At 59.3% G+C, this 21329-nt stretch carries 19 protein-coding genes; 8 read left to right on the plus strand and 11 right to left on the minus strand.

Going from position 1 to position 21329, the window contains the following annotated elements; all coding sequences use genetic code 11:
* The 7 genes from AC07VV_RS30310 to AC07VV_RS30340 all read right to left on the minus strand — a co-directional run.
* The coding region (locus AC07VV_RS30310; protein WP_495038340.1) for a calcium-binding protein at nucleotides 1–566 on the minus strand (566 nt) is incomplete at its 3' end.
* A 270-nt stretch (nucleotides 567–836) separates the two neighbouring features.
* A complete protein-coding gene (gene flgE / locus AC07VV_RS30315) occupies nucleotides 837–2174 on the minus strand; it encodes a flagellar hook protein FlgE (protein ID WP_495038331.1) in 1338 nt (445 codons plus the stop codon).
* A gap of 30 nt (nucleotides 2175–2204) precedes the next feature.
* Nucleotides 2205–2930: a flagellar hook assembly protein FlgD gene (gene flgD / locus AC07VV_RS30320; RefSeq protein ID WP_495038332.1), complete on the minus strand. Its 726-nt coding sequence runs from the start codon at nucleotides 2928–2930 to the stop codon at nucleotides 2205–2207.
* 15 nt (nucleotides 2931–2945) lie between these two features.
* Entirely contained in the window at nucleotides 2946–3389 is a 444-nt protein-coding gene (gene flgC, locus AC07VV_RS30325; protein WP_007960329.1) for a flagellar basal body rod protein FlgC, read from the minus strand.
* A gap of 3 nt (nucleotides 3390–3392) precedes the next feature.
* The gene (gene flgB / locus AC07VV_RS30330) at nucleotides 3393–3800 is read right to left on the minus strand and encodes a flagellar basal body rod protein FlgB (protein WP_007960328.1); all 408 of its coding nucleotides are present in this window, start codon (nucleotides 3798–3800) and stop codon (nucleotides 3393–3395) included.
* 241 nt (nucleotides 3801–4041) lie between these two features.
* Nucleotides 4042–4869 (minus strand): protein-glutamate O-methyltransferase CheR, encoded by an 828-nt coding sequence (gene cheR, locus AC07VV_RS30335; RefSeq protein ID WP_007960327.1) that lies wholly within the window; start codon nucleotides 4867–4869, stop codon nucleotides 4042–4044.
* A 47-nt stretch (nucleotides 4870–4916) separates the two neighbouring features.
* Nucleotides 4917–5849, minus strand: a complete 933-nt coding sequence (locus tag AC07VV_RS30340) for a chemotaxis protein CheV (protein ID WP_007960326.1) — start codon at nucleotides 5847–5849, stop codon at nucleotides 4917–4919.
* Nucleotides 5850–5931: 82 nt separating this feature from the next.
* On the opposite strand from AC07VV_RS30340, the gene flgA reads away from it, so the two are divergent.
* The 4 genes from flgA (at nucleotide 5932) to AC07VV_RS30360 (ending at nucleotide 8572) form a co-directional block, all read left to right on the plus strand.
* Nucleotides 5932–6693, plus strand: a complete 762-nt coding sequence (gene flgA / locus AC07VV_RS30345) for a flagellar basal body P-ring formation chaperone FlgA (RefSeq protein WP_495038341.1) — start codon at nucleotides 5932–5934, stop codon at nucleotides 6691–6693.
* Nucleotides 6694–6887: 194 nt separating this feature from the next.
* Nucleotides 6888–7214, plus strand: a complete 327-nt coding sequence (flgM, locus tag AC07VV_RS30350) for a flagellar biosynthesis anti-sigma factor FlgM (RefSeq protein WP_096818069.1) — start codon at nucleotides 6888–6890, stop codon at nucleotides 7212–7214.
* A 48-nt stretch (nucleotides 7215–7262) separates the two neighbouring features.
* Nucleotides 7263–7730, plus strand: coding sequence for a flagella synthesis protein FlgN (locus AC07VV_RS30355; protein WP_096818071.1), 468 nt, complete (start codon nucleotides 7263–7265; stop codon nucleotides 7728–7730).
* A gap of 95 nt (nucleotides 7731–7825) precedes the next feature.
* Entirely contained in the window at nucleotides 7826–8572 is a 747-nt protein-coding gene (locus AC07VV_RS30360; protein ID WP_495038333.1) for a flagellar brake protein, read from the plus strand.
* 74 nt (nucleotides 8573–8646) lie between these two features.
* Here the strand turns inward: AC07VV_RS30360 and AC07VV_RS30365 are convergent, their stop codons facing one another.
* The 4 genes from AC07VV_RS30365 to AC07VV_RS30380 form a co-directional block, all read right to left on the minus strand.
* The gene (locus AC07VV_RS30365; RefSeq protein ID WP_495038334.1) at nucleotides 8647–10005 is read right to left on the minus strand and encodes an MFS transporter; all 1359 of its coding nucleotides are present in this window, start codon (nucleotides 10003–10005) and stop codon (nucleotides 8647–8649) included.
* A 68-nt stretch (nucleotides 10006–10073) separates the two neighbouring features.
* A complete protein-coding gene (locus AC07VV_RS30370) occupies nucleotides 10074–11315 on the minus strand; it encodes a glutamine synthetase family protein (protein WP_495038342.1) in 1242 nt (413 codons plus the stop codon).
* 219 nt (nucleotides 11316–11534) lie between these two features.
* Nucleotides 11535–12227, minus strand: coding sequence for a sensor histidine kinase (locus tag AC07VV_RS30375; protein ID WP_367254356.1), 693 nt, complete (start codon nucleotides 12225–12227; stop codon nucleotides 11535–11537).
* Entirely contained in the window at nucleotides 12224–13828 is a 1605-nt protein-coding gene (locus tag AC07VV_RS30380; RefSeq protein WP_495038335.1) for a response regulator, read from the minus strand. The genes AC07VV_RS30375 and AC07VV_RS30380 overlap by 4 nt, the downstream gene beginning before the upstream one ends.
* Before the next feature lie 222 nt (nucleotides 13829–14050).
* Between AC07VV_RS30380 and AC07VV_RS30385 the strand changes: the two genes are divergently transcribed.
* The 4 genes from AC07VV_RS30385 to AC07VV_RS30400 all read left to right on the plus strand — a co-directional run.
* The gene (locus AC07VV_RS30385) at nucleotides 14051–15436 is read left to right on the plus strand and encodes a lysozyme inhibitor LprI family protein (RefSeq protein WP_495038336.1); all 1386 of its coding nucleotides are present in this window, start codon (nucleotides 14051–14053) and stop codon (nucleotides 15434–15436) included.
* Between the two features lie 661 nt (nucleotides 15437–16097).
* Nucleotides 16098–18053, plus strand: a complete 1956-nt coding sequence (locus AC07VV_RS30390) for a type VI secretion system Vgr family protein (protein WP_495038337.1) — start codon at nucleotides 16098–16100, stop codon at nucleotides 18051–18053.
* Between the two features lie 29 nt (nucleotides 18054–18082).
* A complete protein-coding gene (locus AC07VV_RS30395) occupies nucleotides 18083–18532 on the plus strand; it encodes a DcrB-related protein (protein WP_495038338.1) in 450 nt (149 codons plus the stop codon).
* Between the two features lie 44 nt (nucleotides 18533–18576).
* Nucleotides 18577–21329 (plus strand): DUF6531 domain-containing protein (locus AC07VV_RS30400; protein ID WP_495038339.1); only part of this gene is annotated, 2753 nt, incomplete at its 3' end.

The following is a 21329-nucleotide window of genomic DNA, read 5'->3' on the forward strand; positions in this document are numbered from 1 at the left end:
TTACCCACCCCGCCGGTAATGACGTTGTCCAAGGCGTTGCCGTAACCGGTGAAGTTACCTGTCCCGACGTAAGTCAGGCGTTCGACGTTGGTTGCCAGGGTGTGGTTGAGCAGGATGGTTCGCACTTCGTCATCGCCGCCACCCGCTGCTTCGACGACATTGATCGAGCTGCCGTTGACGTAGTAAATGTCGTTACCTGCACCGCCGCTTAACGTACTACCGGCGGTCTGGGCAGTCAGGGTATCGTTGAAGGCGGAACCCACCACTGCTTCTATGGAAGTCAGCGTATCTCCCTGGGCATCGCCTCCAAGGCCAGTCCCGGTCACCAGATTAACAGTGACTCCTGCTGTCGAATTGGCGTAGGAGGCGGTATCGACCCCGTTCCCGCCATTTAAAACATCAGCCCCCGCCCCACCATCCAGCAGATCATTACCATCACCACCACTCAACGAGTCATTCCCTGCAAACCCATACAACTCATCCGCGCCTGACGTGCCTACCAGAGTATCCGTACCCGAAGTTCCGTTTATGACTGCCATTGTTTCTTCCTTGCCTTTTTGATGAATCGATAGCCAACGTTATGCTTCAGAGCCGCTTTCGCCCTCTCCCCACATGACGTTTGAATGGGGTTATAGATATGACGCTTAACTACCCTCTTTCCGAATGACATAGGTCACGTGAAAGTTTGACGCGCCCAGTCCGTGACTCACCAAGTGTGCAATTACTGCACCACAGTAGCCGACGAACGGTAGCAACTTGGGCAGACGACTTTTATGAAGCCCATAAAAAAACCGACGCCCCAGGGCGTCGGTTTTCAGTGAAGCGTGCACCTCACATCAAGTCATCTGAATGATGGTCTGCATGATGGTGCTCTGGGTGGAGATGGTCTTGGCGTTCGCCTGGTAGTTGCTCTGGCCCTTGATCAGATCCACCAGCTCGTTGGTCAGGTTAACGTTCGACTCTTCCAGCGAGTTGGAAGCGATCGAACCCAGGGTACCGGTTTCCGGCGCATCGTAGCCCGGAATGCCCGAAGCGTAAGTCTCTTTCCAGCTGGTACCACCGATAGCCTGCAGGCCTTGTTCGTTGGTGAAGCTGGCCAGCGCAACCTGGCCGATGGCCTTGCTCTGGTTGTTGCTGAAGTTGGCAAACAAGGTACCGGTGCCGTCGATGGTCAGGTTGGTGATCTGGCCAGTGGCATAACCGTCCTGAGTCGGGATCGAACGTGCGGTGTCAGCGTTGTACTGAGTGGTCTTGGCCATGGAAATGGTAATGCCGGCCGGGTTCGCCGCAGCACCATTAGGTGTAAAGGTGCCATTGACCACATTCCCTGGCACCCAACCCTTGAGTATCAGGTCGCTGCTGATGATCGGGTTCGGCGCTGGAGCCGGCAAGGTGCTTGGCGTGCTGACCTGAACCAGCTTGCCAGCCGAGTCAAAGGTCATGGTGGAGGCCACCGGCGGGACGGTTTTCGGATCGGTACCGGTAGCGTCCGGGTTGCGCCCGTCTACCAGGGTGTAAACCTTCCAGGTGTTGTCACCGGTTTTCACCACGTACTGATCCATCGGGTGCATGTTGCCCTGAGTGTCATAGATCGGGGTGCTGAACTGCTTGGTGTAGGTCGCGAGGTTGTTCGGGTCGAACTTGCCGGCCGCCACCGTGTCGTCGATCTTCGGCGCAGTCGAGTTCAGGTTGATGGTCGAGGTCACCAGCGAGGAGGACTTCGGCGCCAGGTTCGAGGTGTCGATCTTCAGGTCGGTCAGTACGCCGTTGATGATCTTGCCGTTGGCATCCACACCGTAACCTTGCAGACGCGAGGTGTAGTCGGTGTTGGTGATGTAGCCGTTATTGTCGACCTTGAACGTACCGGCACGGGTGTAGGACACCGAGCCGTTGTTGCTCAGGGTGAAGAAACCCGAACCGTTGATGCCCATGTCCAGCACGTTACCGGTGTTGTTGATGTCACCTTGGGTGAACTGCTGGGAAACGTTGGCCAGGCGCACGCCGTTGCCGATAACCTTGCTGCCGCTACCCAGTTTGGTCGCCGAGTAGACGTCTTCGAATTCTGCGCGGGACGATTTGAAACCGGCGGTCGCGACGTTGGCGATGTTGTTACCGGTCACGTCCAGTTGTTTGTTGGCTGCATAGAGACCGCTAAGGCCGATATTGAAAGACATATTCCACTCCTTTGTGCCGGTTAATCGGCTCTATATACCAATGGTTTGTACTTTGGACAGGGCAACGGTGCCCTTGCCGGACAGGTTGAGCATCAGCTCGCCGCCGGTCTGGCTGATCGTCACGCTGGTGACGGTGGCCGGCAGGTAGGTCGCCATATCGGTCGAGGTGCCATTGATCGATGCGTTGGCCTTGACGGTATAAGTACCGGTCTTCACCACATTGCCGTCCTTGTCCTTGCCGTCCCAGGTGAAGCTCGCGCTGCCTGCGGCGCGACTGCCCAGATCGATGGTGCGAACAACCGTGCCGCTGCTGTCGGTGATGCTGACGGTGCCGCCGGCAATCGACGACGGAACGGTGACCGAACCGGTCATGCCTTTGCTCGGATCGTCGAGCTGGACCGAGTTGGTCTGCACGATCACGTTGCGGCCGACCAGCGACGAAGCCTGCAAGGCTTGCGACGAGTTGTAGTTGCCGGCCAGCGAACTCACGGTGCTGTTGAGGGTGGTAATCCCCTCGAGGCTGCTGAACTGCGCCAACTGGGCAACGAATGCACTGTTGTCCTGCGGGTCCAGCGGGTTCTGGTTCTTCAGCTGAGTTACCAGCAATTGCAGGAACGCGTCCTTGCCCAGGGCCTGGCCGCCGGTGGAGCTGTTAGTGGCCGAAGCAATGCCATCGGCTGTCGAACTGGTCTTTTTCGACGAGTTCGCCAGGATGTCCTTCATGCTCAGGCTGCTGGTGGTATCGGAAACACTCATGGCAGTCGCCCCTTATTACTGACCGAGGGTCAGTACCTTCTGCATCATGGTTTTGGCCGTGTTCATCATTTCGGCGTTGGTCTGGAACGAACGGCTCGCGGAAATCATGTCAGCCATTTCTTCCACCACGTTGACGTTCGGGTAGTAGACGTAGCCCTTGGCGTCGGCGGCCGGATGGTTCGGCTCGTAGCGCGCTTCGAGGTTGCTCTGGTCTTCGACCACGCCCATGACCTGCACGCCCTGGCCGGCAGCGTCCTGGTTCTGGAACAGCGAGTTGCTGCCGCCGCTCTGGCCGCCCTGGAACATGGTGGCGAACACCGGGTGACGGGCGCGATAGGTCTGGTCGATGCTCGACGAGACGGTTTCGGCGTTGGCGATGTTCGAAGCCACGGTGTTCAAACGCGTGGTCTGTGCGCTCATGCCGCTGCCGGCAATGTTGAAAACGCTGGACAGGGACATGGATTACTCTCCGCGCAGGGCTGACACCAGCCCTTTGAATTTGCTGTTGAGCAGCGTGAAGCTGGCCTGGAAGCCGACGGCGTTTTCCGCGTAGTTCGACTGTTCCAGTTGGGCATCAACGGTGTTCTGGTCGATCGACGGCTGCATCGGCGTGCGATACATCAGCGATTCGTCGCCATTGCCCAGACCTTCAGCTTCGATGTGACGGCTGTTGGTCATGTTCAGGGCGATGGTGCCGTTGGCGTTCTTCTGGCTCTGTGCTTCGAGCACTTTGGAGAACTCCAGATCCCGAGCCTTGTAGTTCGGGGTGTCGGCGTTGGCGATGTTGTTGGCCAGGACTTCGGCACGCTGGGCGCGGAAGCCCAGGGCTTTTTCGTGAATTCCGAGCGCTTTATCGAAGCTGATGCTCATGTCGGGAACCTTCAGGTGACCGGGTTTTTCGTAACTGGGTTATAGCAAGCGTCGTGCCAGTTTTAAAAAGCCCCGGATTCCGGGGCTTTGCAGGTGATCGGCAATGCGGCAATGCCAGAAAAGCGGCAACGGGTTTCCGCCGGATGCCGCTTTTCTGCCGCTTGCCGTCACTGCAAAAACGGCCAGGCATAAAAAAACGGGAGCCCCTGAGGACTCCCGTTTTTTGTGTTGCCGGTGCCAATCACTTCGCCTGGTAAATGATCCCCGGGCTGCACTGGACCATCTGGTAATGGTCCGGCAAACCGTTCAGCGCTTCGGAAGCGCCGAGGAACAGATAACCGCCCGGCTTCAGCGTGCTGTGAATACGCAACAGGATGTCTTTCTTCACCTCGGCGGAGAAGTAGATCAGCACGTTGCGGCAGAACACGATGTCGAACTTGCCAAGGCTTGCGTAGCTGTCGAGCAAGTTGAACGAGCGGAATTCCACCCGGTTCTTGATCGGTGCCTTGATCACCCAGCGCCCCGGCCCTTTCGGGTCGAAGTAGCGCTGCAGACGATCGGCGGACAAACCGCGACCGATCGCCAGGCTGTCGTACTCGCCGGTCTTGCAGTTGGTCAGCATGCTGCCGGACAGATCCGTGGCAACGATCTGTACGCCCATCTTCAACTGACCGATGTTGGTCCGTTCGAACTCGTCGATCGACATCGACAGCGAATAGGGTTCCTGACCCGACGAGCAGGCCGCCGACCAGATCCGCAGACGCTGGTTGGGAGCGGCCTTGATTGCCTCGGGCAGCACCTTGTTCTTCAAGACTTCAAACGGATAGGTGTCGCGAAACCACAAGGTCTCGTTGGTCGTCATGGCATCGACCACCTGCTCGCGCAAACCGCTGCGCGGCTGGGTCTGGATGCGCTGTACCAGCTCACCCAGGGACTTGATGCCTTGCTGCTCCATCAGTTTGTTGAGACGGCTCGAGACCAGGTACTGCTTGTTTTCACCGAGCAAAATGCCACAGGCTTTTTCCAGGAAGACCCGGAACTGTTCGAAATCCAAATTACCCGTAGACAAATGATGCCGCCTCTTAAATCGTGTTGATCGCCAGGGACGAAAAGTCCCTAGCTGATATCTGCTGCTTTGATCCGGTCGACTACCCGGGATGCCAGGTCATCAGGACGGAATTTGGCCAGGAAGTCATCGGCACCGACTTTCTTGACCATCGCCTGGTTGAACACACCCGACAACGAAGTATGCAGGATGATATGAAGCTTTTGCATGCGAGGGTCGCTGCGGATTTCGGCCGTCAGGGTGTACCCGTCCATCTCCGGCATCTCGATGTCGGAGATCATCATCAGGAACTCTTCTTCCGGCTTCTTGCCCTCATCGACCAGCTTGCGCAGGTAATCCAGCGCCTGCTTGCCGTCGTTCAGCGCCACCACTTCAACGCCAACCGTCTGCAGGCAACGCGTCACCTGCTTGCGCGCCACCGACGAGTCATCGACCGTCAGCACCCGCAGAGACAGCGCCTTGCTCTGGGTCTCGACATCCACCACGCCGACCGAAATCGCTTCCGGTGTCGGTGCGACTTCCGCCAGCACCTTTTCGACGTCGATGATTTCGACTAACTGATTGTCCACCCGAGTCACAGCGGTCAGGTAATGATCACGACCGGTCCCCTTGGGTGGCGGATGGATCTCTTCCCAGTTCATGTTGACGATACGTTCCACCGAGCGCACCAGGAAACCCTGGGTCTTGGTGTTGTATTCCGTGATGATCACGAACGGACTGTTCTTGTCTTTCAACGCCCCGGAGCCGGTTGCCATTGCCAGATCAAGGATCGGAATGGTCGCCCCCCGGATATTCGCCACCCCGCACACGACAGGACTGGACTTGGGCATCAGCGTCAGTTGCGGGCACTGCAGCACTTCCCGAACCTTGAACACGTTGATCCCGTAGAGCTGCTGGCCGTCGAGACGGAACAACAACAGCTCCAGGCGATTCTGCCCCACCAGTTGCGTGCGCTGGTTCACCGAATCCATTACACCAGCCATGCCCAGACTCCTACACCAACGCCAAGTGTTGTTGCGACGCACATTCATTGCTAAACGGCACGGCGCTTGCTTTTTAACTCTTATGAACACTCAAACGACATTTTTCCGACGCCTGACATCCCCCCTTCGCAGAGGACTTTGCGCGGTGTCTGCCGCTTGCCTGTTTTTCGCGGGCAGCCCTGCCATTGCTGATGCGGTTACCTTGCCTGACATGCTTATCGGCGTCACTCAGGGCTTTCTTGAATTCACCGTAGAAGACTATCTGGCTACCAGTCAAACGGAAGGGCGTTATGAAATCGAGGTCAAGCAGCTCGATCCGCGCATGCACATGCCTATGTGCGACAAGGAATTGACAGCGTCGCTGGAGAGCCCGGCACGTCCTTTGGGGCGCGTAACCGTCAAGGTTCGCTGCGAAGGCGCCTCCCCCTGGACCGTGTTCGTACCCGCTCAAGTCCGCCTGTTTCGCCCGGTCGTGACCACCACTCGCCCGCTCAAGCGCGCCGGGATCATCGAGCCTCAGGACGTGACCCTGCGCGAGCATGATGTGAGCCTGATCAACCAGGGCTTCCTGACGTCGGTGGATGAGGCGATCGGGCAAAAATTGACCCGACCAACGGTCGCCGACCAAGTGATTACCCTCGTGCATCTGGAACAGGCGGAAGTCGTTCGCAAAGGCGATCAAGTGGTGATTACCGCCCGCAGCGGCACGCTCTCCGTGCGCATGCCGGGCGAGGCCCTGTCCAACGGCGGCCTGAAAGAACAGATTCGCGTGAAAAACCTCAATTCCCAACGGGTCATCAAGGCGCAGGTCATGGCGCCGGGCCAGGTGGAAGTGGCAATGTGAGCAACGATTGGAGCAATGACAGGAAAGCCTCGTGAGGGATCGCGCAGAAAACTGGCGCCAACCTGAGCTGTTCCCTAAACTGTGCCGCAGCAGGATCTGTGCGGCGCATGCAGGCTCATTGGTAAAAGAGCCTAAAGTTTTCCAGGGGATGGCCGAGAACATGGCAAGCGTCCAAATTCCCAGAGGTTTTTAACATGGTCATCGATTTCAGCCGTTTGAACAGCTCCTCGTCACTTACGGGCAGTACACGTACCAGCACGCCTAAGGAAACCGCCGAAACCGGTACTTCCGCGACGCTGAATACCCCGGCCGAACAGGCCAGTACCGCAAAAAGCGGGGAATCGGTACATCTCAGCAATGAGGCTCAACAGTTGCAGAAGGTCACTGACAAGCTGCGCGATCAGCCTGCCGTCGACAAAGCCCGCGTGGCCGAGTTGAAAGCAGCGATTGCCGATGGCAGCTATAAAGTCGACAGCAACCGTGTAGCCAGCAAACTGCTCAACTTCGAAGCCCAGCGCTAGGCCTCGGTCAGCGCCAGGCTTTTGGACGCTTAAAACCCAAGGCCAGCCATGCACGACACTACTTTATTGCAACTGATCACCGACGACTTTGCTCCAGCTCAACAATTGCTGGAGTTACTGCAATCCGAGTCCCTCGCCTTGCACGGTCGCGACATGCCGCTGCTGGAAGAAATTCTGGCGCGCAAACAGGCATTGATCATTCTGCTTGAGCAGCATGGCCGCAAACGCAGCGAAATCCTCGCCAGCCTCAATCTGTCGCTCGACCGCCAAGGCCTGGAACAACTGGCCAGCCAGTCGAGCATCGGCGAGCAGTTGCTGACCCAGAGCGACGTTCTGACCGACCTGATCGCCCAGTGCCAGGCGACCAATGCCAAAAATGGCCAGTCGATCGTGATTCAGCAGGCCGCCACGGCCAATCAGCTGAAAATCCTCACCGGCGGCGAGCCACCTGCGCTCTATGACGCCAGTGGCACCTTCTCCAAACTGCAGAAACCCCGCGCGCTCAGTCAGGCGTGATGCGTTCTTCTATGCTTGCGCCCTATCAACGCGCGAAACATGCTGGCAAAATACTGGCCAGCCGTAGTCAAATTTTGTCTGGAGATTGATTTAACGTGTCCAACGTCCTCAGCGCGGATGATTCTCCGCAGCCACCAAAGGTGCTCACCACGCCTCTGGAAATCTCCAGCAACCTGCGCCAGCTGCAAGAGAGCCACGATCCGCTGATCATCACCTTTCACGAACGCAGCCAGCGCTTCCAGAGCTACCTGATCAAGGTTGACCGGGAAACCGCCACAATTGCCCTGGATGAAATGATCCCGCGCGATGGCGAACGCTTCCTGCTGGCCGGCGAGCCGTTCAAGGTCGAAGGTTTCCATGAAGGCGTACGTATTGCCTGGGAATGCAACGGCACGCTGGATATCAAGGAATCCGACGGTGACCGCTTTTACATTGGCGAGATGCCCACTGAAGTGGTCTATCACCAGCGCCGCAATGCCTTCCGCGCGGCACTGAAGCTGACCGATCTGGTCAGCGTCGAACTGGGTGGCGAAAAGCTCAAGTCGCCGATCGGTGGCAAGTTGCTGGATATTTCCGCCACCGGCTGCAAGCTGCGTTTTGAAGGTGATATCACCGACCGCCTGCAACTGGGCCAGGTCTACGATCGCCTGATCGCCCCGCCGCTGTTCGGCAATCAGCCAACATCGGTCGAGTTGCGCTACCTGCACTTCGAAGAAAAACTCAACATCACCTTCGCCGGCCTGCGTTTTCACAACATCAGCGGCCCGGCGGCGCGTAACGTCGAGCGTTTCGTCTATCAGCTGCAACGTGAAGCACGGCGTTTCGACAAAGACGATCTCTGATTCGTACGCACCATGAAAAACGGGCAGTCCCTTGCGGTGACTGCCCGTTTTTTTATGCCTGGTGTTTTTCAGAATCAAGGCCTGGCGCCGCTGATGTCCGGCGCAGGATTGTCGTTGCCGGGCTCAGGCTCCACAGGTGATTCGGGTTCAACGGCAGGCTCGGGCGCGACATTATTCTGCATCTGCTCCTGCACCACTTGCTCATCGACCCGCGGATCGAGCGCGGCCACCAGCGGCGAACTGGACATGCTGTCCGGCATCGCCACGTGATGCAGCGGTGCGTCGTCGACCTGGTGCAGATTGGTCACGGCTTTCGGCCGGATGCGCCACACCAGCACCAGCGCGAAGAAGCTGAAGAACGCATACAGGCTCTGGCTACCGAACATTTTCATCAATACACCGGCCAACAACGGCCCGATGCTGGCGCCGACCCCGTAGGTCACCAATAGCATCGCCGTCAGCGAGACCCGCCGATCCCCTTCGACATGGTCGTTGGAGAACGCCACAGCCAGCGGGTACAGGCAGAACTGCACCAGCGAGCACAGGAAACCGACGCCGAACAAGACCTCCAGCGGCACCTGCGGCAGGATCGCCAGCGGCAACGCGGCTACGGCCAGAAACCCGGCAAAGCAACGGATCAGCAAGGCCCGGTCATAACGGTCGGACAACCAGCCCAGTGGCCACTGCACCAGCAGCCCGGCAAAAATGCAGGTACCCATGAACAGACCGACCTGTTCGGTGGACAACCCCTGCTGCGAGGCATAGAGCGGCGCCAGACCGTAGAACGAACCGATGATCAGACCGGCACCGAGCACCGTACTCAACGACTGCGGTACGCGCTTGATGAAGAAGCGAGGTTCCATCGGTGCCGGATGCAGCGGCGCCGGGTGAATCCGCCGGGTCAGTGCCACCGGCACCAGACACAGGGCAAAACACAGGGCGACCAGCATCAGCAGTTCCAGGCCCAGCCCCGGGTGCATGACCAGAATCAGCTGACCGAGCACCAGCCCCAGGTACGAGGCAATCATGTAGCCGCTGAACACTACGCCGCGCTGATTGGCGTCAGCCTGCTCGTTCAGCCAGCTCTCGATCACCATGTACTGGCACATCATGCCGAGACCGACAATCGTCCGCAGCACCAGCCAGGCTGGCAGCCAGTCCACCAGGCCATGACCGAGTACCGCTGCGCCGACGATCCCGGCACACGCGGAGTAGGCGCGGATATGCCCGACACGGGCGATCAGTCGGTGACCGATCTTGCCGCCCAGCACCAGACCGAAATAGTTGGCCGCCATCAACGCACCGACCCACAGTCCATCGACATGGTCGGCCGCCAGACGCAAAGCCAGATAAGTAGAAAGAAGGCCCGAGCCGATCAACATCATCAGCGAGGCGAAATACAGCGCTCGAAAGGATTTCCAGATTTGGCGCATCGGCGTTCCGAGCGGCTCCTTGCGGTAAGTATCGGGCTATCAAACGATAGCCCGATGGCGACAGTTCGTCAGGCCTGGGCAGCTAGAACACGCCGTTCCCAGGGAGTGATTTCATCAAAGAAACTGGTCAACTCCATGGTTTTCGAAGCGATGTAGCCTTCGATGAACTCCTTGCCGAACAGTTCCTTGGCCAACTGGCTGCGTTTCAGACGCTCAAGTGCGGCGTGCATCGTGCACGGCAGCGAAAGATTGTCCGGCACTTCGAATTCACCCTGGATCGGCGCACTCGGTTCCAGTTCATGTTCGATACCGTGCAGACCGGCCGCCAGACTCGCGGCAATCGCCAGGTAAGGGTTGGCATCGGCGCCCGGCAAACGGTTCTCGACCCGACGGGCGACCGGCGAACTGGCCGGAATCCGCAGGCCCGCAGCACGGTTGTCGTGGGACCAGCAGGCATTGTTCGGCGACGCAAACGGGTGGCACAGGCGCTGGTAGGAATTGACGTTCGGTGCAAACAGCGCGGTGAAGTCAGCCATGCCCGCCTGCTGCCCGCCGATGAAGTGGCGGAACATCGCGGTCGGCTGACCGTTCTCATCGCTGAACACATTCTTGCCGCTGCCGATCTCGACGATGCTCTGGTGAATGTGCATCGAACTGCCCGGCGTGTGCGCCAGCGGCTTGGCCATGCAGACCACGGTCAGGCCATGCTTGAGCGCGACTTCCTTGAGCAGGTGCTTGAACAGGAATGTCTGGTCGGCCAGCAACAGCGGATCACCGTGCAGCAGGTTGATCTCGAACTGGCTGACGCCCATTTCGTGCATGAAGGTATCGCGCGGCAGGCCCAGGGCCGCCATGCATTTGTAGACTTCACTGAAGAATGGTCGCAGACCGTTGTTGGAACTGACGCTGAACGCCGAATGACCATCCTCGCGACGACCGTCGAGACCGACTGGCGGCTGGAACGGTTGGGTCGGGTCAGTGTTCGGAGCGAACACAAAGAATTCGAGTTCAGTCGCCACCACCGGCGCCAGGCCGAGGGCTGCGTAGCGGGCAATGACTTTCTTGAGCTGGCCACGGGTCGACAGGTTGGAGCTTTCGCCGGTCAGTTCGTCGGCATCACAGATGGCCAGCGCGCGCGGCTCGTGGCTCCACGGCAGAGGATGGATTTGCGCAGGATCAGCCACCAGCGCCAGATCGCCGTCATCGCTGCCGTAGAACCGCGCAGCGGGATAGCCCCCCATGATGCATTGCAGCAGCACCCCCCGGGCCATCTGCAAACGCCGCCCTTCGAGGAAACCCTCGGCGGTCATTACCTTGCCTCGTGGTACGCCGTTCAAATCCGGCGTGACACATTCAATCTCATCAATGCCCGTCAATCGCTGCGCGAGTGAACGCTGGCCATCGGTTGTCATGACGCAATCCTTGTTATTGTGCGAGCCGCGAACGGCGACCCGGACAAAATAGGCTTCAGCTGTTCGGAATATCAAGCAGCGGCCAACAAAAAGACTTCGAGTCGATGAATCCGTGATTCAGGGCAGGTAAATACTGAACACACCGCCACCCAACGGCCCGCCATTGCGGATCTCGGTCCGGCCGCCGACACCGTTGCGCTGATGCAGCGCCGCGATGCGCCCGGCGAAGTACAGACCGAGGCCGGTACTGCCGCTGCTGTGATTGATGCCCTGCACATAATCGGCCTGACGTTCGAGCATCTCGACCGGGTAACCGTCGCCGTCATCGTTGATGCTCAACACCAGTTGCCCGGCCTCGTCGCTGACAGTGATCAGCAGCGATTCACGGGCGTAGCGGATCGCGTTGTTGATGCAGTTGCCGAGCACCGAGGCGATCAGTTCCCGGTCGAAGAAACCCAGGGGGCTCAGCGGGTCGACTTCGTAAGTGGCAATGATTCCACGACTGGCGAAAACCTCCTGATGAGCCGCCAGTTGCGCCTCGATGAAGTCGTCCAGCTCGTGATAGGCCGGCTGCAACGGCATCTGGTTGACCCCGAGCTTGTACAGCCCGAGCAACTGCACCAGCATGCCGTTGAGGTGAGCGAACTCGAAGTCGATCACGCCCTGCTCCGGCACCTTGCGCTGAGCCTCGGGCAGACGCGCCAGCCATTGGCTGTGGGCCTGCATCAGCATGGCCAGAGAGTTCTTCATGTCGTGCACGGTGGAGGCAATCACCGTGGAAAAATCCAGTGCCTGCTCGTCTTGGTTCATTCGCCAAACGCCTTGCTTTTCAGCTTCTGATAACGCGGATAACGCGCGTCGGTATCGGGCATCATGCCCACCAGTTTCAGGCAGGCCCGACATTCTTCCAGCTCCGCCGACGGCACATTGGTGTCGGTGCCGTGCAGCAATGACTGCGCCATGTTCAGCGCAATACTGATGTTCTTCGGTTGCATCTTCAGCGCCTTGCGGAACACCTCGCGGGCCTCCACCAGGTTGCCGGTCTTGTACACGCGCACGCCCTGACGGTTGAGGTCGGCGGCGGCATTGCTGGAGCTGAGAATAGTCGGGTCGTCGGTGAGCTTGGCGATGTCTTTCATCACCGTCGGGTCATCGCCGTAGATTTCCGCGCAGCTCTTGAGCATCGATGTGCCCGCCTCGGCCTGACCGAGCATCTGCAATTGCTTGGCGACCAGCAGCGCGGCCTCGGGGCTCATGAACTGCTCCATGCCGTCGAGACGCATCAGCGCTTGTTCGGTGAGTTTCTCGGCGGTCTCGGCATCGTTGAGCAGCAGACTGGTGGCCTTCATCAGACGCGCACGAATCTGCAGGCCCGGGTCGGTCGGGTTCTCCTTGGCCACGGCACTCAGGGTGGTGTTGATCTCCAGCCGCGTGCGGGTATCGAGGCCTTTCTCGCTGCCCTTGCTGATCAGCGCATGGGCCAGGCCCAGATTGCTCTCCGGGTCCTTGAAGCGCGACTGCGCGCCTTGGGACACGGCCTGACGGTAGGCCCGCGACGCCGTGTCGAAATCCTCGTTGGCCATCGCCAGTTTGCCGAGCAGTGCCTGCCGGCGAACCGCCAGCGGCGACAGGCGAATCGCTTCTTCCAGTACCTGCTGTGCGCCCTTGGTATCGCCTTCGGCCACCAGGACATCCGCCATGCCGTCGTACAGCGCCGGCATCATCGGGAATACCTTCAGGGCTTTTTCATACACGCCTTTGGCCTGGGCAATCTGACCGCGCTTGAACAGCAACTTGCCCAGACCGGCAAAAGCCCACGGCAGCGGCCGGTCGGCGATGATGCTGTCATACAGCCGCTCCAGCGCTTCGTTCTGATTCATGTCGCGCAAGGCGTCGGCGCGATAACGCAGGCAAAGCGGCGAATAGCGGATGTCCTGTTTGCACAGGGCGATACAGGCGTTGAGTACTTCGACCGGTTTGCCACGGTCGAGGGCTTGCAGAATCGGTTTGAGCAGGGTCTTGCGCTGCTCCAGACGTTCCAGGCGCTGGGCCAGGCCGATACGGTTGAACGGCTTGGTCAGGTACGCATCCGGCTCGTGCTCCAGGGCACTGAGCACCATCGCCTGACTGGTCTCGGCGGTGACCATCACAAACACCGCTTCGTGACTGATCAGCTTGTCCACCATCAGGTCTTCCAGCACCTGCTGACCGTTTTTCTTGCCGTCACCGAGGTGGAAGTCCTGGAGGATGAAGTGATAGGACTTCTGCGCGCACATTTTCAGCGCCTGCTCACCGGTATCGGCGGTGTCCACGTCCTTGACGCCCAGCTCGCGCAACATCGAGCGTACGGAACTGCGGAAATCCGAGAAATCATCGACGATCAGAAAACTCTTTTGGTGATACGACAGCATCGAGGATTTCCAGGCAATTGAAGAGGATGGACCGAGGGCAAATTTCAGGCGCGCAGATGATAGCTGCCGGCCAAATGCTATCAAGCGATTTCGTGCGACTCTGAAGTCACCGAATGGGTTATCGGCCGGATCAACGGTTCTCTTGAAGCGGGGCTTCAAGATTCGTTGCACAGCGATTACCCTGCGCGCCTGCTCTCACCCTCCTACTTCAAGGTTTTCATCGTGTACATCAAAGGACGCTACATCGTGTCGGCGTGTGCGCTGCTGTTGACTCAGCTCGCAACAGCCGCCGGAATGGACTGCACCAAAGCGGCGAGTGCCGTGGAGAATGCGATTTGCGCAGACAAGTCGCTGTATGAACTCGACGTACAAATGGGCTCGGCTTATCGAAAATTGATGAAAGCCACCCCGCAGGCCCAGGCCGAACTGAAGTCGGCTCAGCGTCAGTGGCTGAAAGTGCGCGATGAATGCGTCGACAACGTCAGTTGCCTGAACCAGCGCTATCAAGATCGCTTGCAGATGTTGAACGTGCAGTGGATCGAGGCCGTTGCCTACAAGCCGGACGACACCGACAAACAGGTCATGGAGGAGCTGCAGCAACGTATTCGGGACATGAGCAAGGGCCATCCAGAGTTTGCGCTGGAGCGAGCACTGGGTTCTCTCACGACCGAAAAAGGCAAAACCTCATTCTCCGGCGATCCAAATGACGACCCGACGGAAGATCACACACTGTTCCCCAAGCGCATCCCCAAGGGTGTCACACAGGATGAATGGAAAGCGCTGAACGCTTCCGGCCTTGACGCTGACGCCGAGCAGGGCCAGGCGAATTACACATTGATCGACCTGGACGGCGACGGCCAACGGGACTTGATCGTTTCAACCTACACCGGCGGTACCGGCCTGTTCAGTTTCTATGAAACCTTGCGTCGCGATGGAGAGCGGTTCACCAGAAGGTTGGCCACTTATGACCCTGAAGCAAGCGCCGGCAGTTCGCTATTCTTCACCAATGATCGCGGCGCCAACCAATCGGCCGGCTGGATCAAGTCTCACGCAAGGATGTATCTGGCCTACCGCGACAGCTTTTACGGTGTTGATAGGGTCTACCTGCTCAATCCCCTGAAAATCAACAGCCAAGTGCCGACAGTGACGGTTCAGTACGACTACCAGTTGACGGTCCCCCGCACTCAGTACAAGGAGGACAACAAGACGCGCTACAAACTGGAGCCAGCCTTGTTAAAGTCGCTCACCAAAGCCCTGAGTCAATCGAAAGCCGGCCAGCCGCAACAACCCAGCCAACAGAAAGGCCCCCTCTGCCCCATTCCTGCATCAGGGCCCGGCGACGATGACTACTACAGCTACGGCGCAGGTTACTACGTGATAGAACCTGTTACGGATATGCGAGTCATCATTGGCAACGAGTGCTTCATTGCACGGCTGAACAATTGGTTCGGGAGTTACAGCGAGAAAGACGGATTGTATGCGCAACTGACATTGCGCAAGCCTGGATCCGGGGATCCCGAACGAAGTTACTCGGTCAACGGCCGCCGGCATGTCACGCAGGTCAGTACATCGATTGGCAAAGCCGAAGGTGGGGCTGAGACTTTCTAGCGCGTTGTCCGATTCATCGTCCGCCGTACCATCATTGTCCTTGCGCTTTCACCCATGTGATTTGATTCTTGTTTGAGCAATCAAGCTGCTGAGTCGCAGGCGGTAGGATTCGTTGCCCGTTTAAACGATTTCTTGCCCTCGATTCGAGACTTGGCCGGGAAGCGGTCTTTTGCCGATGTGCGCAACTTCTTGCGCACTTTTTCCAAAAATCCGCTCATAAAACCTCTACAGCCCACGGCCCACCTGACCTGTAGCCGAGTGCGCAACTTCTTGCGCAGTACTGCGCAAGAAGTTGCGCACTTTAGCGACCATTCCTACGCAAAATAAGGAAAACCCCCACACGATAAATATTCAACTAGTTGATTTAATTAAAATTCATTACACATGGCACAAATTTTGATAAACAAAGATCACTCAGTAGGAGATTTCGCCCGCAAGCAAACTCATTTCATGTAAGCAAGGAACGCATTCATGGCAACACCAACGTGTATGTCCGTCACCGGCGAAAAACAAGGCCCTAATCACCTGGACCCACAAAGTATCCGGCACTGCGGGCTCCGATGAGTGGCGTTCCCCGGTCGCTGGTCAAATCTGGCCGACCGTTACAACCCATCGGCCAGCTTTGCTGAGCGATGTCACTTTGGCGCTTGAGGAACAATGGATGTTCAGCCCTGCCCACCAGACGCATTTCAGCCTGTCTATCGACGACCTTGCACATGACCTTCAAGTGCTCTCCTTTACCGGCAAGGAGGCGCTCAGCACGCCGTTTGCCTTCGAAGTGGAGCTCGTCAGCGAACGCCCGGACCTGGACCTCGAAAGCCTGCTGCACAAGCAAGCCTTTCTGGCCTTCAATGACACCGACAGCGGCATTCACGGGCAAGTCTACCGAGTCGCCCAAGGGGCCAGCGGTAAACGCCTGACCCGCTACAGCGTGACGCTGAGGCCGCAACTCGCCTACCTGAGTCAGCGCCACAACCAACGTATTTTTCAGCAGTTGCCGGTCAACCACATCATTGCGCAGATCCTCGAAGAACATGGCCTCCTGAGCAATGCCTATCGGTTTGCGCTGAGTACACCGCTGCCCCCGCGTGACTACTGCGTGCAGTACGACGAATCGGACCTGCAATTCATCCAGCGTCTGTGCGAGGAAGAAGGCATCCACTACCACTTCCAGCACAGTCGCTCCGGGCATGTACTGGTGTTTGGCGACGACCAGACTGTGTTCCCCAAGCTCGGCCGCCCCACCGCCTACCAGCCGGACAGCGGCATGGCCGCCACCGAGCCGGTGATCAAGGCGTTCGACCTGCGCCTGGAAGCGCGCACCAGCCGTACCACCCGCCGCGATTACGACTTCAAGAAACCGCGGATGCTGCTGGAGTCTGACTACCAGCCGGAAAAGGACTCCAGACAGCCTGACCTGGAAGACTACGACTATCCAGGCCTGTTCACCGATCGCGAGCGGGGCAAGTTGCTCAGTCAGCACGCCCTGGAACGTCATCGCGCCGACTACCGCCTGGTTGCCGGCAAAAGCGACCAGCCGACCCTGGTCTGCGGCCACTTTCTGCAACTTGGCGAACACCCGCGTACCGAGTGGAACGACCTGTGGCTGTTGACCGAGGTGTGCCATGAAGGCAAGCAACCGCAAGTCCTCGAAGAGTCCATCATCAGCGACGTGCAACTCTCGGATGGTTTTGTCCAAGGCTATCGCAACACGTTCAACGCCATCCCCTGGGCCACGTTCTACCGGCCGCCGCTGCCGCCACGAAAACCCGTACTGGCCAGCCAGACCGCCATCGTGACCGGACCCAAGGGCGAGGAAATCTATTGCGACGAACACGGTCGGGTCAAAGTGCAGTTTCACTGGGACCGCGACGGCCTCTACGACGACCAAAGCAGTTGCTGGGTACGCGTCGCGTCCAGTTGGGCAGGCCCCGGTTACGGCCAGGTGGTCATCCCGCGAATCGGCATGGAGGTGTTCGTCACCTTCCTGGAAGGCGACCCGGACAAACCGCTGATTACCGGTTGCGTGCCGAACAAGGTCACCCCCGTGCCCTACCCGCTGCCAGCGAACAAAACCCGTAGCGTGTTCAAGACCAACAGCAGCCTGGGCGGCAATGGCTCCAACGAACTGCGCATCGAAGACCGCGCCGGCCAGGAGCAGATCTTCATCCACGCCCAGCGTAACCAGGACTGTACCGTCGAGAACAACGAGAGCCATTGGGTCGGCGTCAACCGCGTTCACTCGGTGGGGCAGAACGAAACCGTGACCATCGGGCAAAACCGCCTGCGAACCGTCAAGGTCGATGACACCTTGCAGGTCGGCGGGACGAAGCTGGACAGCATCGGCACCCAATACATGATCGAGGCCGGTGAAAAACTGCGGCTGGTGTGTGGCCAGAGCGTCATCGAGATGACAGCGGACGGGGCGATCAATCTCTACGGCACCTCGTTCAACTTTTCGGTGACGGGCGACGCACAAATCAATACCGGCGGAAAACTCGACATCAACATGCCCGGAGGCGCAGCAATCGCTACGCCAGGGGCCGATGGCGCCCAAGGCACGATCGAGGCGAAGGTCGATGGGGTTTTCTCCAATCCACCGGCACCCGCAATCTGAACAACATCACCACGGACGAGATGACGTAAATGGATTACTTGCTACAGGAAGGCAGCCTCACTCTGCCCGCTGGCTTTCACGACCGCAGCGTCAACATGTTTGTCCCCAGTGTCGCCCTGCCGGCACCGTTCAGCCTGACGGTCTCACGCGATAACACACTGCCGGGCGAGGCCCTTACCGATTATGTCGAACGTCAGGTCAGTCTGATTGCGGCCAAGCTGCGCAAGTACAAACACCAGGGCCTCAACGCGGTCGTGCTGTCGGCGCAGGCACCGATAGCGGGCCAGCAGGTCGATGCTCACTACCAGAGCGATGGCCGCCCGGTGTACCAGCGTCAGGCCGCGTTCATCGTGGCGCCCGAACGAGTGCTGGTGTTCACCGCCACCTGCCAGGTGCCATTCGACGATCCGTTGAACGCGCTCTGGGCAGACGTGCTGGCCAGTTTCAAGGCCCATCCGCCTGTGACCGCCACCCCTTGAGCCCACTCCGGCCTTGAAGGGTCGATGCGACAGAGAGACTTCGCATGTTCGAAGCAGCACGGCTGAATGACGAGATTGCGCACAGCAACGCCCTCGTCGGTTTCCTGGTGGGCGCGGCACTGGGGCTGGCCCTGGTCGCCGCGGTAGCGATCTTCACGGTCGCGACTTGCGGCTTTGGGGCCGGCCTGGTGGTGGGCTTGATTGCGGGCCTGGGAGGAATGGGGCTGGTCGCCGGGGGGGAGGCCATAGGACGAATGTCCAAGGCCCCCGCCGGGGGCATCGAAAGCGGCTCACCCGATGTGTTCATCAACGGCCTCAAGGCCGCTCAGGCCGAAGCCAGCACGGGGATCTGCAAAAAGCACCCGAACCCGTTGCCCTTGGTTGCCGAAGGTTCAGGCAAGGTCTTCTACAACGGTTTGGCCGCTGCGCGCAAAGGCGACAAACTGACCTGCGGCAGTGCCATCGACAGCGGTTCGGACAACGTTTTTGTCGGCGCCGACGCCGAGCAATACCTGCCGATAGACGACGAAGTTCCGCCATGGCTGCGCACCACTGTCGACATCCTCATGGCCGTGGCCGGTGCGGCCGGTGGCTTGCTGAAACTGGGCCTGATGGCCGGCAAGGTGGGCCTCAAGCAAGTGGCCCCCTGCGCCCTGAAATTCGCGGCGGGGTTCGTTGCCGGAGAGCTGGCCGGACAATTCGTCATCGGCCCCGCCATCGGACGCGTCGCCGGGGCCCTGATGGGCAACCCGGTGGATGCCATCAGCGGGCGCAAATTGCTCCTGGAAGACGGCAAAACCGACTTCAGCCTGCCGGGGTTGATGCCCATCAGTTGGGCACGTTTTTATGCCAGCGATCTCACCCACGAAGGCCTGCTCGGGCACGGCTGGGTTTTGCCGTGGGAACAAAGCCTACGTCTGGAAGAAGACCAGCTCTACCTGCGCGACAACCAGGGCCGTGACCTGCCACTGCCGTCGCTTGAGCCCGGTGAACGCCTGTATCTGACGGACGAGCAACTGTTTGTGGTGCGCTCCGAAGGTGGTCACTACCTGCTTCACAGCCTCGACAACACCTTCTTCTACTTCGGCGAGCTGCCGGAAAACGGCCAACCCGCGCCACTGCGGCGGATCGAAAATGCGCTCGGTCATTTCCTCACGTTCAGCTACGACAACCAGCAGCGTCTGAGTGACATCTGCGCCACGGGCGGCATTCGTCTGCATCTGTGTTACGACCATCACCCCCGGCGTCTGAGCCGCGTCGAGCGTGTGGTCGACAACCGGCCGGTGGAAACCCTGGTGCATTACCAGTACGACGCCCACGGCCAACTGCAACAGGTGATCAACCGCAACGGCGACCGGGTGCGCAGCTTCGCCTATGAGCACGGGTTGATGGTCGCCCACGAGAACGCTCTCGGGCTGGTTTGCCATTACCGCTGGTCAACGACCTTCAGCGACAACGAACCGCGCGTGATCGAGCACTGGACCAACGACGGCGAGCACTTCCACTTCCACTACGACCTTGCGCAACGACAAACCGATATTCGCGACGTACTCGGGCGTGTCGCCCAGGTCCACTACAACGAAGGTCGGCGTGTGGTGGCCAGCCGTGACTTCGGTGGCGAGCAGTACCGCTTCGAACTGGATGATTCAGGCAATATGACCGGCCTGGAATTGCCCGACGGCAACCTACTCAAATTCACCTACGACGACCTTTCCCGACTGGTCGAAGAAACCGATCCTCTGGGTCGCTCGACTCGCTACAGCTACCACCTGAACACCGACCTCGTCACCGCCATCGAACGCCCGGATGGCAGCAGCGCGAGCTGGACCTACGACCGCAGCGGCAACCTGCTCGACAGCACCGACCCACTGGGCCAGGTCACTCAGTTCTTCAACAGCGACGCCGGCCTGCCACACACCTCCGTCGACCCGCTCGGCAACACCACCCACCTGTGGTGGAACAACTTGGGCCAGCTCGAGCAATATCAGGACTGCACCGGTAACCGCAGCCACTACGCGTATGACGAACGCTTGCATCTGGTCAGCATCAAGGATGCCCTGGAACGCACCACCCGCCTGACCCGCAAGCCCGATGGCGAACTGCTGCGCATCGAACACCCCGATGGCAGCCACGACGCCTACACCTACAACGCCCTCGGCCAGTTGCTCAGCCACACCGACGCCGACGACCACACCGTTTACCTGTCGCGCACCACACGCGGTTTGCCGAGCAAACGCAAGGACGCCCGCGGTCAGCAGGTGCATTACCAGTACGACAAAACCCAACGGCTGGTGGCGCTGATCAACGAAAACCAGGCGGCCTACCGGTTCAGCTACGACGCCAGCGACCGCCTGCAAGAAGAAGTGCGGGTCGATGGCCTGCGTAGGCGCTTCAGCTACAACGTCGGCGGCTACCTGACCCAACTGGATGAAATCGCTGCCCAGTCGTTCAACGAAATCTCGCGCCTTCAGCAATTCGAATACGACGCCGCAGGCCGTGTGCTCTGCCGCATGACCGAAGACTCGCGCCTCGACTATCAGTACGACGACGCCGACCGGGTGATTGCCATCGACCGCCTACCCACTGCGGCCGGTAAAGCGCTGGGCATCGGCAGCGACCATCTGGCGTTCAGCTACGACGCGGCCGGCCAGTTGCTTAGCGAAACCAGCAGCAGCGGCGAGTTGCATTACCGCTACGACGTGCTGGGCAACCTCACCGGTCTGGAACTGCCGGACGGCCGCCAGCTCAATCAGCTTTACTACGGCAGCGGGCACCTGCACCAGATCAACCTCGACGG

It is taken from the genome of Pseudomonas sp. GW821-FHT02C04, from assembly GCF_059421845.1.

Bases quoted from the DNA above. Each gene is read 5' to 3' on its own strand.
- flgE (WP_495038331.1), bottom strand. From the start codon at position 2,174: ATGTCTTTCAATATCGGCCTTAGCGGTCTCTATGCAGCCAACAAACAA.
- flgD (WP_495038332.1), bottom strand. From the start codon at position 2,930: ATGAGTGTTTCCGATACCACCAGCAGCCTGAGCATGAAGGACATCCTG.
- flgC (WP_007960329.1), bottom strand. From the start codon at position 3,389: ATGTCCCTGTCCAGCGTTTTCAACATTGCCGGCAGCGGCATGAGCGCA.
- flgB (WP_007960328.1), bottom strand. From the start codon at position 3,800: ATGAGCATCAGCTTCGATAAAGCGCTCGGAATTCACGAAAAAGCCCTG.
- AC07VV_RS30340 (WP_007960326.1), bottom strand. From the start codon at position 5,849: ATGGCTGGTGTAATGGATTCGGTGAACCAGCGCACGCAACTGGTGGGG.
- flgA (WP_495038341.1), top strand. From the start codon at position 5,932: ATGAACACTCAAACGACATTTTTCCGACGCCTGACATCCCCCCTTCGC.
- flgM (WP_096818069.1), top strand. From the start codon at position 6,888: ATGGTCATCGATTTCAGCCGTTTGAACAGCTCCTCGTCACTTACGGGC.
- AC07VV_RS30355 (WP_096818071.1), top strand. From the start codon at position 7,263: ATGCACGACACTACTTTATTGCAACTGATCACCGACGACTTTGCTCCA.
- AC07VV_RS30365 (WP_495038334.1), bottom strand. From the start codon at position 10,005: ATGCGCCAAATCTGGAAATCCTTTCGAGCGCTGTATTTCGCCTCGCTG.
- AC07VV_RS30370 (WP_495038342.1), bottom strand. From the start codon at position 11,315: ATGACCGCCGAGGGTTTCCTCGAAGGGCGGCGTTTGCAGATGGCCCGG.
- AC07VV_RS30375 (WP_367254356.1), bottom strand. From the start codon at position 12,227: ATGAACCAAGACGAGCAGGCACTGGATTTTTCCACGGTGATTGCCTCC.
- AC07VV_RS30380 (WP_495038335.1), bottom strand. From the start codon at position 13,828: ATGCTGTCGTATCACCAAAAGAGTTTTCTGATCGTCGATGATTTCTCG.
- AC07VV_RS30390 (WP_495038337.1), top strand. From the start codon at position 16,098: ATGTTCAGCCCTGCCCACCAGACGCATTTCAGCCTGTCTATCGACGAC.
- AC07VV_RS30395 (WP_495038338.1), top strand. From the start codon at position 18,083: ATGGATTACTTGCTACAGGAAGGCAGCCTCACTCTGCCCGCTGGCTTT.